This is a genomic window from Phreatobacter cathodiphilus, from assembly GCF_003008515.1.
Taxonomy (GTDB): domain Bacteria; phylum Pseudomonadota; class Alphaproteobacteria; order Rhizobiales; family Phreatobacteraceae; genus Phreatobacter; species Phreatobacter cathodiphilus.
Genome location: NZ_CP027668.1, coordinates 4,173,906 through 4,189,839 on the forward strand (window position 1 = coordinate 4,173,906; position 15,934 = coordinate 4,189,839).

The following is a 15,934-nucleotide window of genomic DNA, read 5'->3' on the forward strand; positions in this document are numbered from 1 at the left end:
GGAGTGGCCTCAGGCCGCCTTCTTGCCGTGGTGGCTGTGTAGCTTGGCGCCCATCACGCGGCGGATATCGTTGAACTCGGGGCTCGCCACGTCGCGCGGCCGCGACAGCTCCAGCAGATTGTCGCTCTCGATGCGGCCCGGACCCGGCGTCATCACTACCACCCGGTCGGCGAGGAAGATCGCCTCCTCGATCGAATGGGTGACGAAGACGACCGTCAGGCCGGTGCGCTGCCAGATGTCGAGGAGCTCGTCCTGCAGGCGCTCGCGCGTCATGGCGTCCAGTGCACCGAAGGGCTCGTCCATCAGCACGATCTCGGCGTCGTTGGCCAGAACGCGGGCGATGGCGACGCGCTGCTTCATGCCGCCGGAGAGCTGGTGCGGATAGGCATTGGCGAACTTGGCGAGGCCGACGAGGTCGATGAACTTGTCCACCGTCTCCCTGACCACCGACTTGGCGAGGCCCCGCGAGGCCGGGCCGAAGCCGATATTGTCGCGCACCGAGAGCCAGGGGAACAGCGCATAGTCCTGGAAGACCATGCCGCGGGTCGGGTCCGGCCCCTTGATCGGCGAGCCCCACATCAGCGCCTCGCCGGTCGTCGGCTGCTCGAAGCCGGCGATGATCCGCAGCAGCGTGGACTTGCCGCAGCCGGAGGCGCCGATCAGGCAGACGAACTCGCCCTTGCGGATCGAGATATTGGCGTCGTGCAGCGCGTTGATCGTCTGGTCCTGCAGCTTGAAGACCTTGGAGACCTTGTTGATCTCGATGATCGGCGTCTTCGATTCAGCCATGATGGGTCGGGCTCCAGGCGAGCAGGCGGTTGCCGATCAGCACCACGATCCGGTCCGAGACGTAGCCGGCGATGCCGATGATGATCATGCCGCAGATGACGAGTTCGGTGCGCGACAGCGTGCGGCCGTCCATGATGACGGCGCCGAGCCCCTGGGGCACGCCGGTCATTTCGCCCACCACGATGACGAACCAGGCGAGGCCGAGGCCGAGGCGGAGCCCCGTGAAGATCGAGGGCAGGGCCGCCGGCAGCACCACCTTGTAGAACTGGGCGTTGCCCTGGCAGCCGAGCATGGAGGCCGCCTCGAACAGCTTGGGGTCGACCGAGCGCACGCCGAAGATGGTGTTGAGGAGGATCGGATAGAAGGCGCCGAGGCAGACGAGCGCGAAGGCCGAACGCGGTCCGAGGCCGAAGAGGATCATGGAGAGCGGCAGCCAGGCGGTGACCGGGATCGGCCGCATCACCTGCAGGAACGGGTCCAGCACCATGCGCGCGGTCGGAATGCGGCCGATCATCAGGCCGAGCGGCAGGGCGAACAGGGCGGCGAGGGCGAAGCCGCCATAGACGCGGCTCATCGAGGCCATGAGATGGGTCAGGAGCGTCGCCGAGAAGGCGTCGTCGTAGATGCCGCCGACCGCGAAGTCGATCATGTACTCGCCGACCTCGTAGGGGGTCGGGATCAGGCGGGTCCAGCGCCGGGTGGTCGCGACCTGCCAGAAGGCGAGGAGCAGCGCCGGCACGATCAGCGACAGCACGAAGGGCTTCACCCGCGCCCACGGCGTCTTGCCGGCGGGCTTCTCGATGATCACGGCCGCCGGCGGCGGCACCGTCTCAACCAGCGCCATGGGGGCTGTCCTCTCGTGGCTCGCAAACGGGGTGGCACCGCCCGCCGGGCGGCGGGCGGTGCCGGGGTCGATGGTCAGGCGGAGATCTCGTTGGAGAACTTCGGGTTGAGGAACTTGGCGAAGTCCGGCAGGGCGCGGATCTGGCGCAGCGACAGCATCTGCTCGGCGTAGGTCTTGGCCTGCTTCTGCACGGTCTCGTCCAGCTTCCAGACGTACTCGATGTTGTTGGCGCCGAGCGCCTGCTCCACAGCAGCGCGGTTGGCGCCGAGCCGCTGCACGGTGGTGTCGGCGACCACCTGCTTGTTGGCGTTCATGAACTCGACCGCCTGGCGGTGGATCTTGAGCATGGTGGTGATCAGCTCCGGCTTCGCCGCCACCGTCTCCTCGTGCGTGCCGAAGATCATGTTGAGGCCGCCCATGGCGGTGCCGTAGGGATACTCCACGAGCTGGCCGACGCCCGAGGTGATCGACAGGGCCGGGCCCGGCTCGGCGCCGACATAGGCGTCGATGTCGCCGCGCGACAGCATGGCGTGCATCTCGCCGAAGGGCACGCGCACCGAGGTGACGTCGCGGATGGAGAGGCCCTCCATGCGCAGGCGCTCCATGATGAAGACCTCCTGGGTCGAGCCCGGCCATATGCCGACCCGCTTGCCCTTGAGGTCCTTCACCGTCTTCACGTCGGAGCCGGCCTTGGAGATGACGCCCATGCCCTTGTTGGAGAGGGCGCCGACCACCACCACCGGCTCGCCGGCCGCGGCGCCGAGGATGGCCGCGGCGATGCCGAAGGTGCCGAAGTCCACCGACTTGGTGACCACGGCGTTCTTGCCGTCGGTCGGGCTGTCGAAGGTGATGATCTCGATCTTGGTGCCTGCCGGCGCGAAGCGCTCGTAGAAGTGCGGCGGCATGGAGTGGATGAGGCGCAGCGCGCCCATCTTGATCACGCGCTCCTGGGCGCGCAGCACGGCAGGTGCCGAGAGCGTGCCGGCGGCGAGGCCGGCGCCGATGAGGAAGTGACGGCGAACAATCATCTGAGTGGCTCCAGTGGAAGGGATTGCGGGTTCATCCCGTCTGCTTGTGCGGCCCCGCCGCCGACGCGGCGGGGAATGAGGAGGTCATGCGTCTCATGCCGCCTGGCCGGACAGCGCGGCGATATAGGCGCGCCATCCGCCGTGGGCGGTGATGTCCTCGGCGCCTGCCAGGCCCTCGGGCTCCACGAGGAAGCCCTTCGGCGTCGTGCCGTCGGCGAGCTTCAGCGTGCCGATGCCCAGCGGCGAGGGGATGCCGTCGACGAAGGTGCCGAAACCCGCCGGCGGCAGGGCCCAGACCTCGCAGGCGATGGCGGCGCCGGTACCCGCCGCCACGCGGATCAGGCCCGGCCGCTTCGGCGGCCCGCCCGCCAGCGCATAGAGCTTGTAGTCCGGCAGGGTCTGCACCACCCGCCGGAAGCTGGCGCCGCGGCTGGTCAGCTCGCCGTTGAGCGGCATGCCGGACAGGTGCGCCCCGACGACGACGATCTCGATCAGGTCCTGCAAGGCGTCCTCCCCCGGGCTTTGTTGTTCGTGGTCATCGTCATCCCCGCCGCTCATGCCGCCCGCGAGGCCGCGGCGCGGCGTCGATCGCCGACGGCGGCGACGAAGGCGGCGCCGAGCCGCGCCAGCGCCGCATCGCTCCCCCGCGGGCCGATCAGCGTGATGCCGGCCGGCAGGCCGTCGGCCCGGAAGGGGCCGGGCACCGACAGGGCCGCGAGGTCGAGCAGGTTGACGAAATTGGTGTAGGTGCCGAGCCGGCTGTTCGGGCCGATCGGGTCGGCGGCGAGATCGGCGAGGGTCGGGAAGATCGGCGCCGTCGGCACCACCAGGGCCTCGACCCTCTCCCACACGCTCTCGGTCGCGCGCTTCAGCGCCGCCAGCCGGTAGAGCCCCTCGAAGGCGTCGGTGGCGGAGAAGCGGTCGGCGGCGCCGACGATCCGGCGCGTGACGGGATGCACGTCGTCGGCGTTGGTGGTGAGGAAGGACCGCATGGCGGCATGGCGCTCGGCGACCCACGGCCCCTCGTAGAGGAGCTTCGCCACCTCGAAGAAGGCGGTGAGGTCGATCTCGGTCGCCTCGCCCGCGAGCGGCCCGACGAGGCCGAGGGCGGCCTCATAGGCGTCCGCCATGGCGCCGTCGCCGAAGAACAGCCGGTCCGCCGGCCGCGGCACGCCGAGGCGCGTGATCGCCGCGGCATCGGCCGGCAGGAGGTCCGGCGCCGGCCGCGAATAGGCGTCCTCGGCGTCAAAGCCGCGCATCACGGCGAAGGCCGCGCAGGCGTCGTCCACCGTGCGGGCGAAGACGGAAACGCAGTCGAGCGTCCGGCAGGCCGGCAGGACGCCGCGGGTGGACAGGGCGCCGAGCGAGGGTTTGAGGCCGACGAGATCGTTGAGCCCGGCGGGCACGCGGCCCGAACCGGCGGTGTCGGTGCCGAGGGCGATGGGCACGATGCCCTGCGCCACCGCGATCGCCGAGCCCGACGAGGAGCCGCCGGGCACGCGCGCCGGATCGAAGGCGTTGCGCGGCACCGGATAGGGCGAGCGCACGCCGACGAGGCCGGTGGCGAACTGGTCGAGATTGGTCTTGCCGACGATCAGGGCGCCGGCGGCGACCAGCTTCTCCACCACCGTCGCCGAGCGGTCCGGCACGAAGGCGAAGGCCGGGCAGGCGGCCGTGGTCGGCAGGCCGGCGACGTCGATGTTGTCCTTCACCGCCACCGGAACGCCCCAGAGCGGGAAGCGGGCGGGATCGAAGGGCGGCAGCGCCGCGGCATCGGCGAGAAGATCCGCCTCCGGCCGCAGGTGGATGAAGATGCCGGGATCGTCCACCGCCGCGATGCGCCGGTAGGTCGCCGCCACGGTGGCCGCGGCGGTCACCCCGCCGGCATAGGCGGCGTGGAGGTCGGCTATGGTGGGTGGGCTGTCGCTGTGCATCGGTCCTGCTCGTCCGCAGAACCCGTCGCAATGCCCATGCCAAGCGCCGCGGCCGCCCGATCCGCGGCCGCGCGGAGCCCGGCCGCGACGTCAGCCGGCCCAATAAGCCTTTGGCCGATCTGCCGAATCGACGCGGACCGGCAGCCCCCGCCAGGGGTCTTTGATCATCGTCTTATTGTATGCAATCAACCGAAGACGCTGAAATATTGCACAAGAGAAAGGCAAATGCCTGTCAGGATGACTCCGAGGATGCCCTGGACAGGTCGTCCCAGGCACGGGCCGAGAGCCCGATATGCTCGCGCATGGCTGTCGCCGCCCGCGCGCTGTCGGCCCTGAGGATCGCCTGGACCACGAGGCTGTGCTCGTGGTGCGAGCGTGCCAGCCGGTCCCGGCCCTCGAACTGCGCCCGCCGGAACGGGGCGAGCCGGCGGCGCGTCGCCGAGGCGAGCTCCGCGAGATAGGAATTGTGCGAGCCGCGATAGATGCCGACGTGGAAGGCGATGTTGGCGACGCTGTAGGCGTCGAGGTCGCCGGCGCGCACCAGCCCCGCCATCGACTGGTGCAGCTCCTCGAGCGCGGTGCGCTCGGCGCGGTTCATCTGCGCGGCGCACAGGCCGGCGCTGAGCGCCTCCAGCTCGCCCATCACCGCGAACATGTCGCGGAGCTGCGCGTGGTCTGGCTTGGCGACCACCGCGCCGCGATGCGGCCGGATCTCGACGAGGCCCGAGGCCGAGAGCTGGCGCAGCGCCTCGCGCACGGGCGTGCGCGACACCGCATATTCGGCGGCGATCTGGACCTCGTCGAGGGCCGCGCCCGGCTTCAGGCGGCCGGTGACGATGGCCTCGGCGAGCCGTGTCTGCAGCTCTTCGGTGCGGGTGCCGCGCACTGGCGCGGGGCTGGCGCCCCTCGCGCCGGTCGATGTCGTCGCGGTCATGGGGGCGCCGTCAGGGAACGATGGTGGGAAGGCCGATGCGCAGCGGCCCGACCTGCAAACGTCCGTCCGCCGCCCGCAGGGTGAAGATGCGACCGGGCTTGCCCTCGACCTCCGTCGGGCGGCTCGCCATGGTCATGGCACCCGCCGCCAGCGGCCCGAGCGTGGCGCCGAGGCCGGTCTGCTGCAGCGCCGCCTCCACATTGGCCACACGCAACTCGATCTCGCCGTCCGGCTTGCCCTCGGGGGTGAGGCGCAGCGAGCCCTTGGCCACCGCCAGAGCCGGGCCCTGGACGAGGCGCAGCAGCACCAGGTCCACCGCCCCGCCCGCCGCCATCCACTGGCGCACCGGCAGCACCTGCGGCCGGCTCGGCGTGCGCAGCAGCTTGCGCGCGACGAACTGGATCTCCGCATCCACCGGCGCCATGGGACGGGCGGCGAAGGTCGCCTGTTTCAGGCTCGCCACCACGTCGACGCTGACCGGGTCGGTGCGGTTCGGGCGCGTATGCAGCTCGCTGCGCGCCGCCTTCACCAGCACCACGCCGTCGCGCACCACCTCGAGCCCGTCGATGACGGCGTTGGAGCTGTCGTAGCCGCCGATCTGCAACTGGGCGGAGGCCTGGGCGAGCCGCCAGGTGGCGGTGGTCACCGAGGGGTCGCCCTCCGTCACCACGGTCATCGGCCCGGTCCATTCGGAGATGACGTGGCCGGGGCTCCAGATCTGCGAAACCACCTTCAGCGTCTCGAACCGGTAGGTCTGGTAGGGCCGCGCCTCGTCGCGCAGCTCCACCATCGGCTTCGAACAGGTGATCTCCATGCGGAAGGGATAGCCGCCGCGCGCCCGCTCGCCGCACTGGATGACGCGGCCGTTGGCCGCCTCCGCCGCCAGCCAGCGCTGCACGGCGTCCTCGGCGCGGTTCGAGCCCCAGGCCCAGACGCCGCTCCATCCGGCGATGGCGAGGCCGACGATGGCGAGGGGCAGGATGATGGTGCGTGGTCGCATGGGGCTCCGTCCGGCGGGAATGCTTGCGCTGGCAGGGCTGGGTCTATAGCAGAACCCGCAGGACTCGTCCCTCACCCCGTCAAGACGCATCATGCAGGAATCCGGCGATCTTTGGGTCTTCGGCTACGGTTCGCTGATCTGGCGCCCCGGCTTCGACTTCGTCGAGCGCCATCCGGCGCGGCTGGTCGGTCTGCACCGCTCGCTCTGCGTCTATTCGCACGTCCATCGCGGTACGCCCGAACAGCCCGGCCTCGTCCTCGGCCTCGACCGCGGCGGCACCTGCCGCGGCATGGCCTTTCGGGTCGCCGCGGCCAAGGCCGAAGAGACCATCGCCTATCTGCGCGAGCGCGAGCAGGCGACCTCCGTCTACCTCGAGGTCTATCGCAACATCACCCTGGAGCGTCCCGACCGGGCCCGCGTCCGGGCGCTGACCTATATCGTCGACCGCGGCCACATCCAGTATGCCGGGCGCCTGCCGCTCGACCGCCAGCTCCACATCGTCCGCCACGGCCACGGCCGGTCCGGCGCCAATCCCGATTATGTGATCAACACGGTCCGGGCGATCGAGGAGATGGGCTTCCGCGACCGCGACCTGCACTGGCTCGCCGGACGGCTGTGAGCCTCAGGGCGTCTGTCCCCGCAGCAGTTTCGGCACCTCGCCGGTGATCCCGGCCGCCTGGCGGATGAAGAAGCTCTTCAGGCCCGGCATCCGGTCGACGAGGCCGAGGCCGAGATCGCGCACGAAACGCAGCGGCTGCGATCCGTTGGAGAACAGCCGGTTGAGCCCGTCCGTGGTGACGCCCATCACCGCCGTGTCGAAGCGCCGCCAGCGCTGGTAGCGGTCGAGCACGTCGCCCGCGCCGTGGTCCATGCCGAGCCGGGCGGCGTCGGCGATGCATTCGGCCAGCGCCGCCACGTCGCGGAAGCCCATGTTGATGCCCTGGCCGGCGATGGGGTGGATGACGTGGGCCGCGTCGCCGACCAGCGCCAGGCGCGGCCCGACGAAGTCGCGGGCGACCTTCAGGCCGAGGGGATAGGCGGCGGGCTTGTCGATGAGCCGGATCTCGCCGAGACGATGGCCGAACCGCGTCTCCAGCTCGTCGAGGAAGAGTTCCGCCGGCAGCCGGCAGAGCCGCTCGGCGCGGCCGCTCTCCTCGGTCCAGACGATGGAGGATCGCCGGCCCGTCAGCGGCAGGATGGCGAAGGGCCCGGCGGGCAGGAAATGCTCCTCCGCCCGGCCCTCGTGGTCGTGCTCGTGGCCGACGGTGCAGACGATGCCCGACTGGCCGTAATCCCAGCCGACGGTGCGGATGCCGGCGAGGTCGCGCAGGCGCGACCGTCCGCCGTCGCAGGCGACCAGCAGCGGGGTGCAGGCGACGCGACCGTCGGCGAGCGTCACGCGGGTCTCGTGGGCGTCGGCCTCGAAGGCCGCCACCGAACTCGCGGCGAGGGTGACGCCGAGGGCTTTGGCGCGCTCCCACAGGGCGCGGGTCACGACGGCATTGGGCGCCATGTGGGCGAAGGGTTCGCCGGGTGCCACCTCGCCGTCGAAGGTCAGGAAGACCGGGCGCACCACGTCGAGGGTGCGACTGTCGGTCACCACCATGTCGAGGATCGGCTGCGCCTCCGGCGCGATGGCCTCCCACGCGCCGGTCGCCTCGAACATGCGACGCGCCGCCGCCGCGAAGGCGGAGGCGCGGCCGACATCGGCCGGCGGGGTCGCGAGGGCGGGATCGGCGACCGTGATGGAAAAGGAGGGGCCGAGCGACGACTTCAGCGCGACGGCGAGGGACAATCCCGCCATGCCGCCGCCGGCGATGAGGACGGCGGTGCGGGCGGGCGAAAGCGCTTCCTGGTTCATGGGTCGAACCTAGCGGACTTCGCCGGGCGAGGAAATCGGCTCGTGTCCCCGCGGACCTCGCATGCGGCGACCGCACCGGCCGAAGGCCCGGGCAGAGCGCGCCAGATCAGGCAGGCTCGCGATCTCAGGCGAGGCCGCGATCTCAGGCGAGGTCACGCTGCGGCGAGCCGGGCTCGCCCAGCGACCATGCCCGGCCGGCGCAGGCCTCTGCGCCGGTCGGTCCGGCCTCAGCCGCGGATCGCGAGATTGACCGCCTTCGGTCCCTTGCCCCGCTTGTCGGGCTCGAGCTCGAATTCGAGCTTCTGCCCCTCGGCCAGACTGGCAAGCCCCGAGCGCTGGACGGCTGAAATATGGACGAAGATGTCCTTGCCCCCATCGTCCGGCTTGATGAAGCCGTAGCCTTTCTCTGTGTTGAAGAACTTGACGGTCCCCGTCATCGACATGCCGGTCAGCCTTTCCGAATGCACTGCCGGTTCCGCACGATTGCGAACCTGCTAGAGCTCCGGACCAGGAAATATCCGCGATGCTCCGGCGCCATGGTGGAACCGGATCGCCGCCAGATCCTTGCCGCCCGGACCTGAGAGCCGGAAAGAAGCGTAACTCGGATTTTTCGGACTGCACAGCCCCCTTTTTGCTGAATCAGCGTGTGTTTCCCTGCGTCAGGAGGGCGGATCTATACGGACGCAAAGAAGATGTGGCGCATGGGACAGGTGATATACGCCACGTTGTAACATTCTCGTCGGTTGTGCAGATCGCCAGGCGCTCGCCGCCGGGGGTCTTGAGGCAGATTGTTTCGCCGACGACCCAACTTTTGCCGGCCGCACGGCAGGTGCAGGGGGGCAGGGTGACGGGCGGGCCCGGCGTGAAGGGCTGGCGCTGGGCGATTTCGGGCGAAGGGGTCGCCGGCTCCGGCCCGAGCGGCTGCGCCGCCGTTCCGGGGGCGGCCACGAGGACGGCGATGAGAACCATGACCGCGGGGCGCATGGGACGGGAGACTATCAGCCCCGTCGCCGCCGTCCACTGCGACGAGAGCGCGCTCAGCCGCGCCCGGCGGTGATCATGTAGTTCACCGAGAGATCGTCGGTCTCCACCCAGCGGTCGCGCAGCAGGTCGTAGCGCACGCCCTTGCGGTCGTTAACGGCGAGGCCGTTCTCGACCATCGCCCGGGCCAGATCCTCCGGCGTGACGAACTTGTCCCATTCATGGGTGCCGCGCGGCAGCCAGCGCAGCACGTATTCGGCGCCGACGATGGCGAGGGCATAGCTCTTCATGGTGCGGTTGATTGTCGCCATGACCAGAAGGCCGCCCGGTTTGACCAGCGTGGCGCAGGCCTTCACGAACAGGCCGACATCAGCGACATGCTCCACCACCTCCATGGCGAGGACAATGTCGAACCGCTCTCCCGCCGCCGCGCGCTCCTCCGCCGTCGTGCAGCGATAGTCGATGGACAGGCCCGAGAGCTTGGCGTGCAGCCTGGCGGTTTCGACGTTGGTGCGGGCCGGGTCGATGCCCGTCACCGTCGCCCCCATCCGCGCCAGCGGCTCGCACAGGAGACCGCCGCCGCAGCCGATGTCGAGCACCGTGAGGCCGGCGAGGGCGTCCAGGGCGTTGCGGTCGCGGCCGAAGCGGGCGCAGGCCATCTCGCGGATATGGGAGAGCCGCACCGGGTTGAACTTGTGCAGCACGCCCATCTTGCCGGCGGGGTTCCACCATTCGGCGGCGAGCCGGGAGAATTTGTCGACCTCGCCGGGGTCTAGCGTGCTGGGGGTGGGCGTCTCGGTCGGGCGCATGGGCTTCCGATCCTCGGCATTCGTCGGGCGGGTGGTCTCCCGCGTTGCCTTACATCCGATCGATGGTTATGGATACGCGCCTTTTTGACCCAAGGGGCGCCGCCGGCGCCGGATCGCTTTTGAAACCATGCCTCGCCTCGTGATGAAGTTCGGCGGCACGTCCGTCGCCAATGTCGACCGCATCAAGAACGTCGCGCGGCACGTCAAACGCGAGGTGGAGGCCGGCTACCAGGTCGCCGTCGTGGTCTCCGCCATGTCCGGCAAGACCAACGAGCTCGTCGCCTGGTGCAAGGAGGCGGCCCCCCTCTACGACCTCGCCGAATACGATACCGTCGTCGCCGCCGGCGAACAGGTGACCTCCGGCCTCCTCGCCATCGTGCTGACCGCCATGGGCATCAAGGCGCGTTCCTGGCAGGGCTGGCAGGTGCCGATCGTCACCGACGAATCCCATTCGGTCGCCCGCATCGCCGACATTCCCTCGGCCAATCTCGACGCCGCCTTCGCGGCCGGCGAGGTGGCGGTGATCTCAGGCTTCCAGGGCGTCACCCGCGAGAGCGGCCGCATCGCCACCCTCGGCCGCGGCGGCTCGGACACCTCGGCCGTCGCCGTCGCCGCGGCGATCCGCGCCGAGCGCTGCGACATCTACACCGACGTGGACGGCGTCTACACGACCGATCCGCGCATCGTCCCGAAGGCTCGCCGCCTCGACAAGGTCGGCTTCGAGGAGATGCTGGAAATGGCCTCGCTGGGATCGAAGGTCCTGCAGGTCCGTTCCGTCGAGCTTTCAATGATCCATGGCGTGCGCACCTATGTCCGATCCTCCTTCGACGATCCGGACAATCCGCAGAGCGGCACGCTCATCTGCGACGAGGAGGAAATCGTGGAAAAGCAGGTCGTGACCGGCATCGCCTTCTCCAAGGACGAGGCCCAGGTGAGCGTGCGCGCCGTCGCCGACAAGCCGGGCGTCGCCGCCGCGATCTTCGGTCCCCTCGCCGAGGCCAACATCAACGTCGACATGATCGTCCAGAACGTCTCCTCGGACGGCGCCACCACCGACATCACCTTCACGTGTCCGGGCGCCGACCTCGAGCGGGCCCGCCACGTGCTGATGGACGCGCGCGAGGCCGTCGGCTTCAAGGCGCTCGAGACCGCCTCGGACGTCGTCAAGGTGTCCTGCATCGGGGTGGGCATGCGCTCCCATGCCGGCGTCGCGGCAAAGGCTTTCAAGGCCCTGGCCGACAAGGGCATCAACATCCGCGCCATCACCACTTCGGAGATCAAGTTCTCCGTGCTGATCGACGCCGCCTATACCGAGCTCGCCGCCCGCACGCTCCACACGCTCTACGGGCTGGACAAGGCGGCGTGACCGTCGCGGCGGGGGCGCCCCGCCCGGCCCTCCCGTCCCGTCGCGGCGCGGACCGCAGGTTGCCTGCGGCCGGCTTTGCAAACCGCCATCACCACCTTAATGGTGGGTTCAGCGGCGGAGGCTCGCCGCGTCTTATGCTGAGGAACGGGCTGACGCCCAGATCGTGACGATGCCGATGCGCCCCGCATTCGGCGGTCCGCGCCTCCTGCTCCGCCGCCTCCGCGAGGTGATGGCGGAGCAGATCTCGGCGCAGGAACGCCTCGACAAGATCGTGGTGCTGATCGCGGCCAACATGGTGGCCGAGGTCTGCTCGGTCTATGTCCTGCGCGTCGACTCAACCCTTGAGCTCTATGCCACCCAGGGCCTCAACCGCGAGGCGGTCCACCACACGGTCATGCGCGCCGGCGAGGGCCTCGTCGGCATGGTGGCGCAGACCGCCGAATCGCTGAACCTCTCCGACGCACAGGAGCACCCCTCCTTCTCCTTCAAGCCGGAGACGGGCGAGGAGATCTTCCACTCCTTCCTCGGCGTGCCGATCCTGCGCGGCGGCAACACGCTCGGCGTCCTCGTCGTGCAGAACCGCGCGCACCGCAAATACGAGGAAGACGAGGTCGAGGCGCTCCAGACCACCTCGATGGTGCTGGCGGAGATGATCGCCTCGGGCGAGCTCTCGGCGCTCGCCCCGCCCGGCCAGGAGCCCGCCGCCCGCCGTCCGCTGCACCTGCCCGGCGAAGGCCTCGCCGAGGGCGTCGGCCTCGGCCACGTGGTGCTGCACGAGCCGCGCATCCAGGTCACCAAGCTGATCGCCGACGATCCCACCCGCGAACTCGTCCGCATCGAGGCGGCGATCGAGGCCCTGCGCGCCGAGATCGACCACATGCTGGACGCCGAGGACGTCGCCCGCGGCGGCGAGCACAAGGACATCCTCGAAGCCTACCGCATGTTCGCCCACGACCGCGGCTTCGTGCGCCGCCTGAAGGAGGCGATCGGCACCGGCATCACCGCCGAGGCGGCGGTGGAGCGCGTCCAGTCGGACAATCGCGCCCGCATGATGCGCCAGACCGACCCCTATCTGCGCGAGCGCATGCACGACCTCGACGACCTCGCCAACCGCCTGATGCGCCAGCTCACCGGCGACAAGGGCGAGGTGCGCATGGACCTGCCGGACAACGCCATCGTCGTGGCGCGGCACATGGGGCCGGCCGCCCTGCTCGACTACGACCGCTCGCGCCTGCGCGGCCTCGTCTTGGAGGAGGCGGGCGCCACCAGCCACGTGGCCATCGTCGCCCGGGCGCTGGGAATCCCGACCGTCGGCCAGGCGGCGAACGTCACCAGCCTCGCCGATCCGGGCGACGCCATCATCATCGACGGCGCCACCGGCGAGGTGCACCTGAGGCCCACGAGCGACGTCGAGAGCGCCTATGCCGAGAAGGTGCGCTTCCGCGCCCGCCGCCAGGCCCAGTACGCCGCCATCCGCCACCTGCCGGCGGTGACCCGCGACGGCGTCGAGATCAAGCTCAACCTCAATGCCGGCCTGATGGTCGACCTGCCCTTCCTCGAGGAGACCGGCGCCTCCGGCATCGGCCTGTTCCGCACCGAGCTGCAGTTCATGGTCGCCAACGCCCTGCCGCGCACCGCCGAGCAGCTCGACCTCTACCGCAAGGTGCTCGATGCGGCGGGCGAACGGCCCGTCACCTTCCGCACCCTCGACATCGGCGGCGACAAGGTGCTGCCCTACATGGACGTCATCCAGGAGGAGAACCCGGCCATGGGCTGGCGGGCGATCCGCCTCGGCCTCGACCGTCCGGGCCTGCTGCGCAGCCAGGTGCGCGCCATGCTGCGCGCCGGCGCCGGGCGCGAGGTACGCATCATGTTCCCGATGGTGGCGGCGGTGGAGGAGTTCGACGCCGCCAAGGCCATCGTCGAGCGCGAGCTGACCCACCTGCGGCGCCACGACCACCGCATGCCGGACCGCGTGCAGATCGGCGTCATGGTCGAGGTGCCGGCCCTGCTGTTCCAGCTCGACGAGCTTCTGCCGCGCGTCGACTTCCTCTCGGTCGGCTCCAACGACCTCGTCCAGTTCATGTTCGCGGTCGACCGCGGCAACAGCCGCGTCGCCAACCGCTTCGACGTGCTCTCGCCCCCCATTCTCCGCGCTCTGCGCCTGCTCGCCCGCAAGGGTCGGGAGCACGGCAAGCTCGTCACCCTCTGCGGCGAACTCGCCTCGCGCCCCCTGGAGGCCATGATGCTGGCGGGGCTCGGCTATCGCTCCCTGTCCCTGTCGCCCGCCGCCATGGGGCCGGTGAAGTCCATGCTGCTCGAGCTCGACCTGGCGCGCCTCGCCGCCCTGCTCGACGACCTCATCGACCAGCCGCGCCCGGGGGCCTCGATCCGCCAGCGCCTGCGCGACTTCGCCGAAGCCGAGGGCGTGACCCTCTGATGCTGCCGCTCGCCAAGCTCCAGGCGCTGATCGTCCGCCGCGATCTCGTCGAGGCCGAGCTCTCCGCCGGCGTCGAGGGCGAGCGCTATGTGGCGCTGTCGCGGGAGTTCTCCGAACTGACGCCCGTCGTCGAGGCGATCAACGCCTACCGGACGGCGCAGGCCGAGCTCGCCGACGTCGAGCAGCTCCTCGCCGACCCCGCCACCGACCGCGAGATGGCCGATCTCGCCCACGAGGAGAAGCCGGCGCTGGAGGAGAAGCTCGCCGGGCTCGAGCACCAGCTCCGCCTCGCTCTCCTGCCGAAGGACGCGGCCGACGCCAAGAACGCCATCCTCGAAATCCGCGCGGGAACCGGGGGCGACGAGGCCTCGCTCTTCGCCGGCGACCTCTTCCGCATGTACGAGCGCTATGCCGCCCTGCAGGGCTGGACCATGGAGCTGATCTCCGCGAGCGAGGGCACGGTCGGCGGCTACAAGGAGATCGTCGCCGAGATCCGCGGCGCCGGCGCCTATGCGAGGCTGAAGTTCGAGAGCGGCGTCCACCGGGTGCAGCGCGTGCCGGCGACCGAGTCCGGCGGCCGCATCCATACCTCCGCGGCCACCGTCGCCGTCCTCCCCGAGGCCGAGGAGGTCGACGTCGCCATCGCCGAGGACGACCTCAGGATCGACGTCATGCGCGCCCAGGGCGCCGGCGGCCAGCACGTCAACAAGACCGAGTCGGCGGTACGCATCACCCACATCCCGACGAACACCGTCGTGCTCGTCCAGGACGAGCGCTCCCAGCACAAGAACAAGGCGCGGGCCATGGCCATCCTGCGCTCGCGCATCTTCGACGAGGAGCGCCGCCGCCTCGCCGCGACGCGCGCCGAGGACCGCAAGCTTCAGGTCGGCTCCGGCGACCGCTCCGAGCGCATCCGCACCTACAATTTCCCGCAGGGGCGGGTCACAGACCATCGCATCGAGCTGACGCTGTACAAGCTGCCGGAGATCATGGCCGGGACGGCGCTGGGCGAGATCGTCGACGCCCTCATCGCCGACCATCAGGCGAGTCTCCTGGCGCTGGATACGGCGGCGTGATCCCCGCCGGCACGACCCTGGCCGCGGCGCGGCGCCTCCTCGCGGACAGGCTGGCGGCGGCGGGCATCGACGATGCCGGCGCCGAGGCCCGGCATCTCCTGAAGCTCGCCACCGGCCGCGATGCGGCTCTCGCCGGAATGGCGGCCGAGACCTGCCTCGACGCCGGCGAGGCCGCCTGCGCCTCCGGTCTCGCGGCCCGGCGCCTGGCGCGCGAGCCTCTCGCCCGCATCGCCGGCCAGGGCGCCTTCCACGGCCTCGACTTCGCCCTCAACCGCGCCTGCCTGGTGCCGCGCGACGACACCGAGGCCCTGGTCGACGCGGCGCTCCGCCTGTTGCCGCCCGGCGAGCGGGCCGAGATCCTCGATCTCGGGGTCGGACCCGGCACGGTTCTCCTGACCCTGCTGACCGAGCGCCCGCAGGCGCGCGGCCTCGGCGTCGACCTCTCGCCCGAGGCGCTGGAGGCGGCCCGGACCAACGCCCGGGCCCTCGGCCTCGACGACCGCGCCACTTTCGCCGAGGGGCGATGGACGGAAGGGCTCGCCGGCGCCTTCGACCTGATCGTCTCCAATCCGCCCTATATCCCCGCCCGCGACTGCGACGCCCTCGCACCGGAAGTGGCGCTGCACGACCCGCGCCTCGCCCTCGACGGCGGCGTCGACGGGCTCGACGCCTATCGCGCCATCTTCTCAGGCGTCGGCCGCGTCCTGAAGCCGGGCGGCCACGTCGCGTTGGAGATCGGCATCGGCCAGGCGCCGGATGTCACCGCCATCGCCTGCGCTTGCGGTTTCCGGCTGCGGCGGCTCGCCTCCGACCTCGCCGGCATTCCCCGCGCCCTCGTCTTCCGACAGGACGGTGCCGCCGGCTGAGGCGAT

15 protein-coding genes are annotated in these 15,934 nt (G+C 70.5%); 5 read left to right on the plus strand and 10 right to left on the minus strand.

Annotated features, from left to right (window positions below; genetic code table 11):
- Nucleotides 1–9 precede the first annotated feature (9 nt).
- From C6569_RS20050 to C6569_RS20075, 7 genes are all read right to left on the minus strand, one after another.
- On the minus strand, nt 10–789 hold the full coding sequence (locus C6569_RS20050) for an ABC transporter ATP-binding protein (RefSeq protein WP_106750523.1): 780 nt from the start codon (nt 787–789) through the stop codon (nt 10–12).
- On the minus strand, nt 782–1,633 hold the full coding sequence (locus tag C6569_RS20055; RefSeq protein WP_106750524.1) for an ABC transporter permease: 852 nt from the start codon (nt 1,631–1,633) through the stop codon (nt 782–784). Before C6569_RS20055 ends, C6569_RS20050 begins: the two co-directional genes overlap by 8 nt.
- Nucleotides 1,634–1,707: 74 nt before the next feature.
- Nucleotides 1,708–2,661 (minus strand): ABC transporter substrate-binding protein, encoded by a 954-nt coding sequence (locus C6569_RS20060; protein ID WP_106750525.1) that lies wholly within the window; start codon nt 2,659–2,661, stop codon nt 1,708–1,710.
- 93 nt (nt 2,662–2,754) lie between these two features.
- Nucleotides 2,755–3,165 carry an allophanate hydrolase-related protein gene (locus C6569_RS22480; RefSeq protein WP_342750246.1) on the minus strand — a complete coding sequence of 137 codons (411 nt, stop codon included), beginning with the start codon at nt 3,163–3,165 and terminating at the stop codon, nt 2,755–2,757.
- A 50-nt stretch (nt 3,166–3,215) separates the two neighbouring features.
- On the minus strand, nt 3,216–4,595 hold the full coding sequence (gene atzF, locus C6569_RS20065; RefSeq protein ID WP_342750247.1) for an allophanate hydrolase: 1,380 nt from the start codon (nt 4,593–4,595) through the stop codon (nt 3,216–3,218).
- A gap of 232 nt (nt 4,596–4,827) precedes the next feature.
- The gene (locus tag C6569_RS20070; protein WP_106750526.1) at nt 4,828–5,529 is read right to left on the minus strand and encodes a GntR family transcriptional regulator; all 702 of its coding nucleotides are present in this window, start codon (nt 5,527–5,529) and stop codon (nt 4,828–4,830) included.
- Between the two features lie 10 nt (nt 5,530–5,539).
- Nucleotides 5,540–6,529: a DUF2125 domain-containing protein gene (locus C6569_RS20075; RefSeq protein ID WP_181313828.1), complete on the minus strand. Its 990-nt coding sequence runs from the start codon at nt 6,527–6,529 to the stop codon at nt 5,540–5,542.
- Nucleotides 6,530–6,620: 91 nt separating this feature from the next.
- Between C6569_RS20075 and C6569_RS20080 the strand changes: the two genes are divergently transcribed.
- A complete protein-coding gene (locus tag C6569_RS20080; protein WP_106750528.1) occupies nt 6,621–7,148 on the plus strand; it encodes a gamma-glutamylcyclotransferase in 528 nt (175 codons plus the stop codon).
- A gap of 3 nt (nt 7,149–7,151) precedes the next feature.
- Here the strand turns inward: C6569_RS20080 and C6569_RS20085 are convergent, their stop codons facing one another.
- From C6569_RS20085 to ubiG, 3 genes are all read right to left on the minus strand, one after another.
- Nucleotides 7,152–8,390 (minus strand): ubiquinone biosynthesis hydroxylase, encoded by a 1,239-nt coding sequence (locus C6569_RS20085; protein ID WP_106750529.1) that lies wholly within the window; start codon nt 8,388–8,390, stop codon nt 7,152–7,154.
- 227 nt (nt 8,391–8,617) lie between these two features.
- Entirely contained in the window at nt 8,618–8,833 is a 216-nt protein-coding gene (locus C6569_RS20090) for a cold-shock protein (protein WP_106751165.1), read from the minus strand.
- 594 nt (nt 8,834–9,427) lie between these two features.
- On the minus strand, nt 9,428–10,180 hold the full coding sequence (gene ubiG, locus C6569_RS20100) for a bifunctional 2-polyprenyl-6-hydroxyphenol methylase/3-demethylubiquinol 3-O-methyltransferase UbiG (RefSeq protein WP_106750531.1): 753 nt from the start codon (nt 10,178–10,180) through the stop codon (nt 9,428–9,430).
- A gap of 127 nt (nt 10,181–10,307) precedes the next feature.
- On the opposite strand from ubiG, the gene C6569_RS20105 reads away from it, so the two are divergent.
- The 4 genes from C6569_RS20105 to prmC all read left to right on the plus strand — a co-directional run bounded on the left by C6569_RS20105 (nt 10,308) and on the right by prmC (nt 15,928).
- Entirely contained in the window at nt 10,308–11,546 is a 1,239-nt protein-coding gene (locus C6569_RS20105; protein WP_106750532.1) for an aspartate kinase, read from the plus strand.
- 175 nt (nt 11,547–11,721) lie between these two features.
- Nucleotides 11,722–13,986, plus strand: coding sequence for a phosphoenolpyruvate--protein phosphotransferase (ptsP, locus tag C6569_RS20110; RefSeq protein WP_106750533.1), 2,265 nt, complete (start codon nt 11,722–11,724; stop codon nt 13,984–13,986).
- Entirely contained in the window at nt 13,986–15,062 is a 1,077-nt protein-coding gene (prfA, locus tag C6569_RS20115) for a peptide chain release factor 1 (RefSeq protein ID WP_106750534.1), read from the plus strand. Before ptsP ends, prfA begins: the two co-directional genes overlap by 1 nt.
- Nucleotides 15,059–15,928: a peptide chain release factor N(5)-glutamine methyltransferase gene (gene prmC, locus C6569_RS20120; RefSeq protein WP_106750535.1), complete on the plus strand. Its 870-nt coding sequence runs from the start codon at nt 15,059–15,061 to the stop codon at nt 15,926–15,928. The genes prfA and prmC overlap by 4 nt, the downstream gene beginning before the upstream one ends.
- The last annotated feature ends 6 nt before the right edge of the window (nt 15,929–15,934 follow it).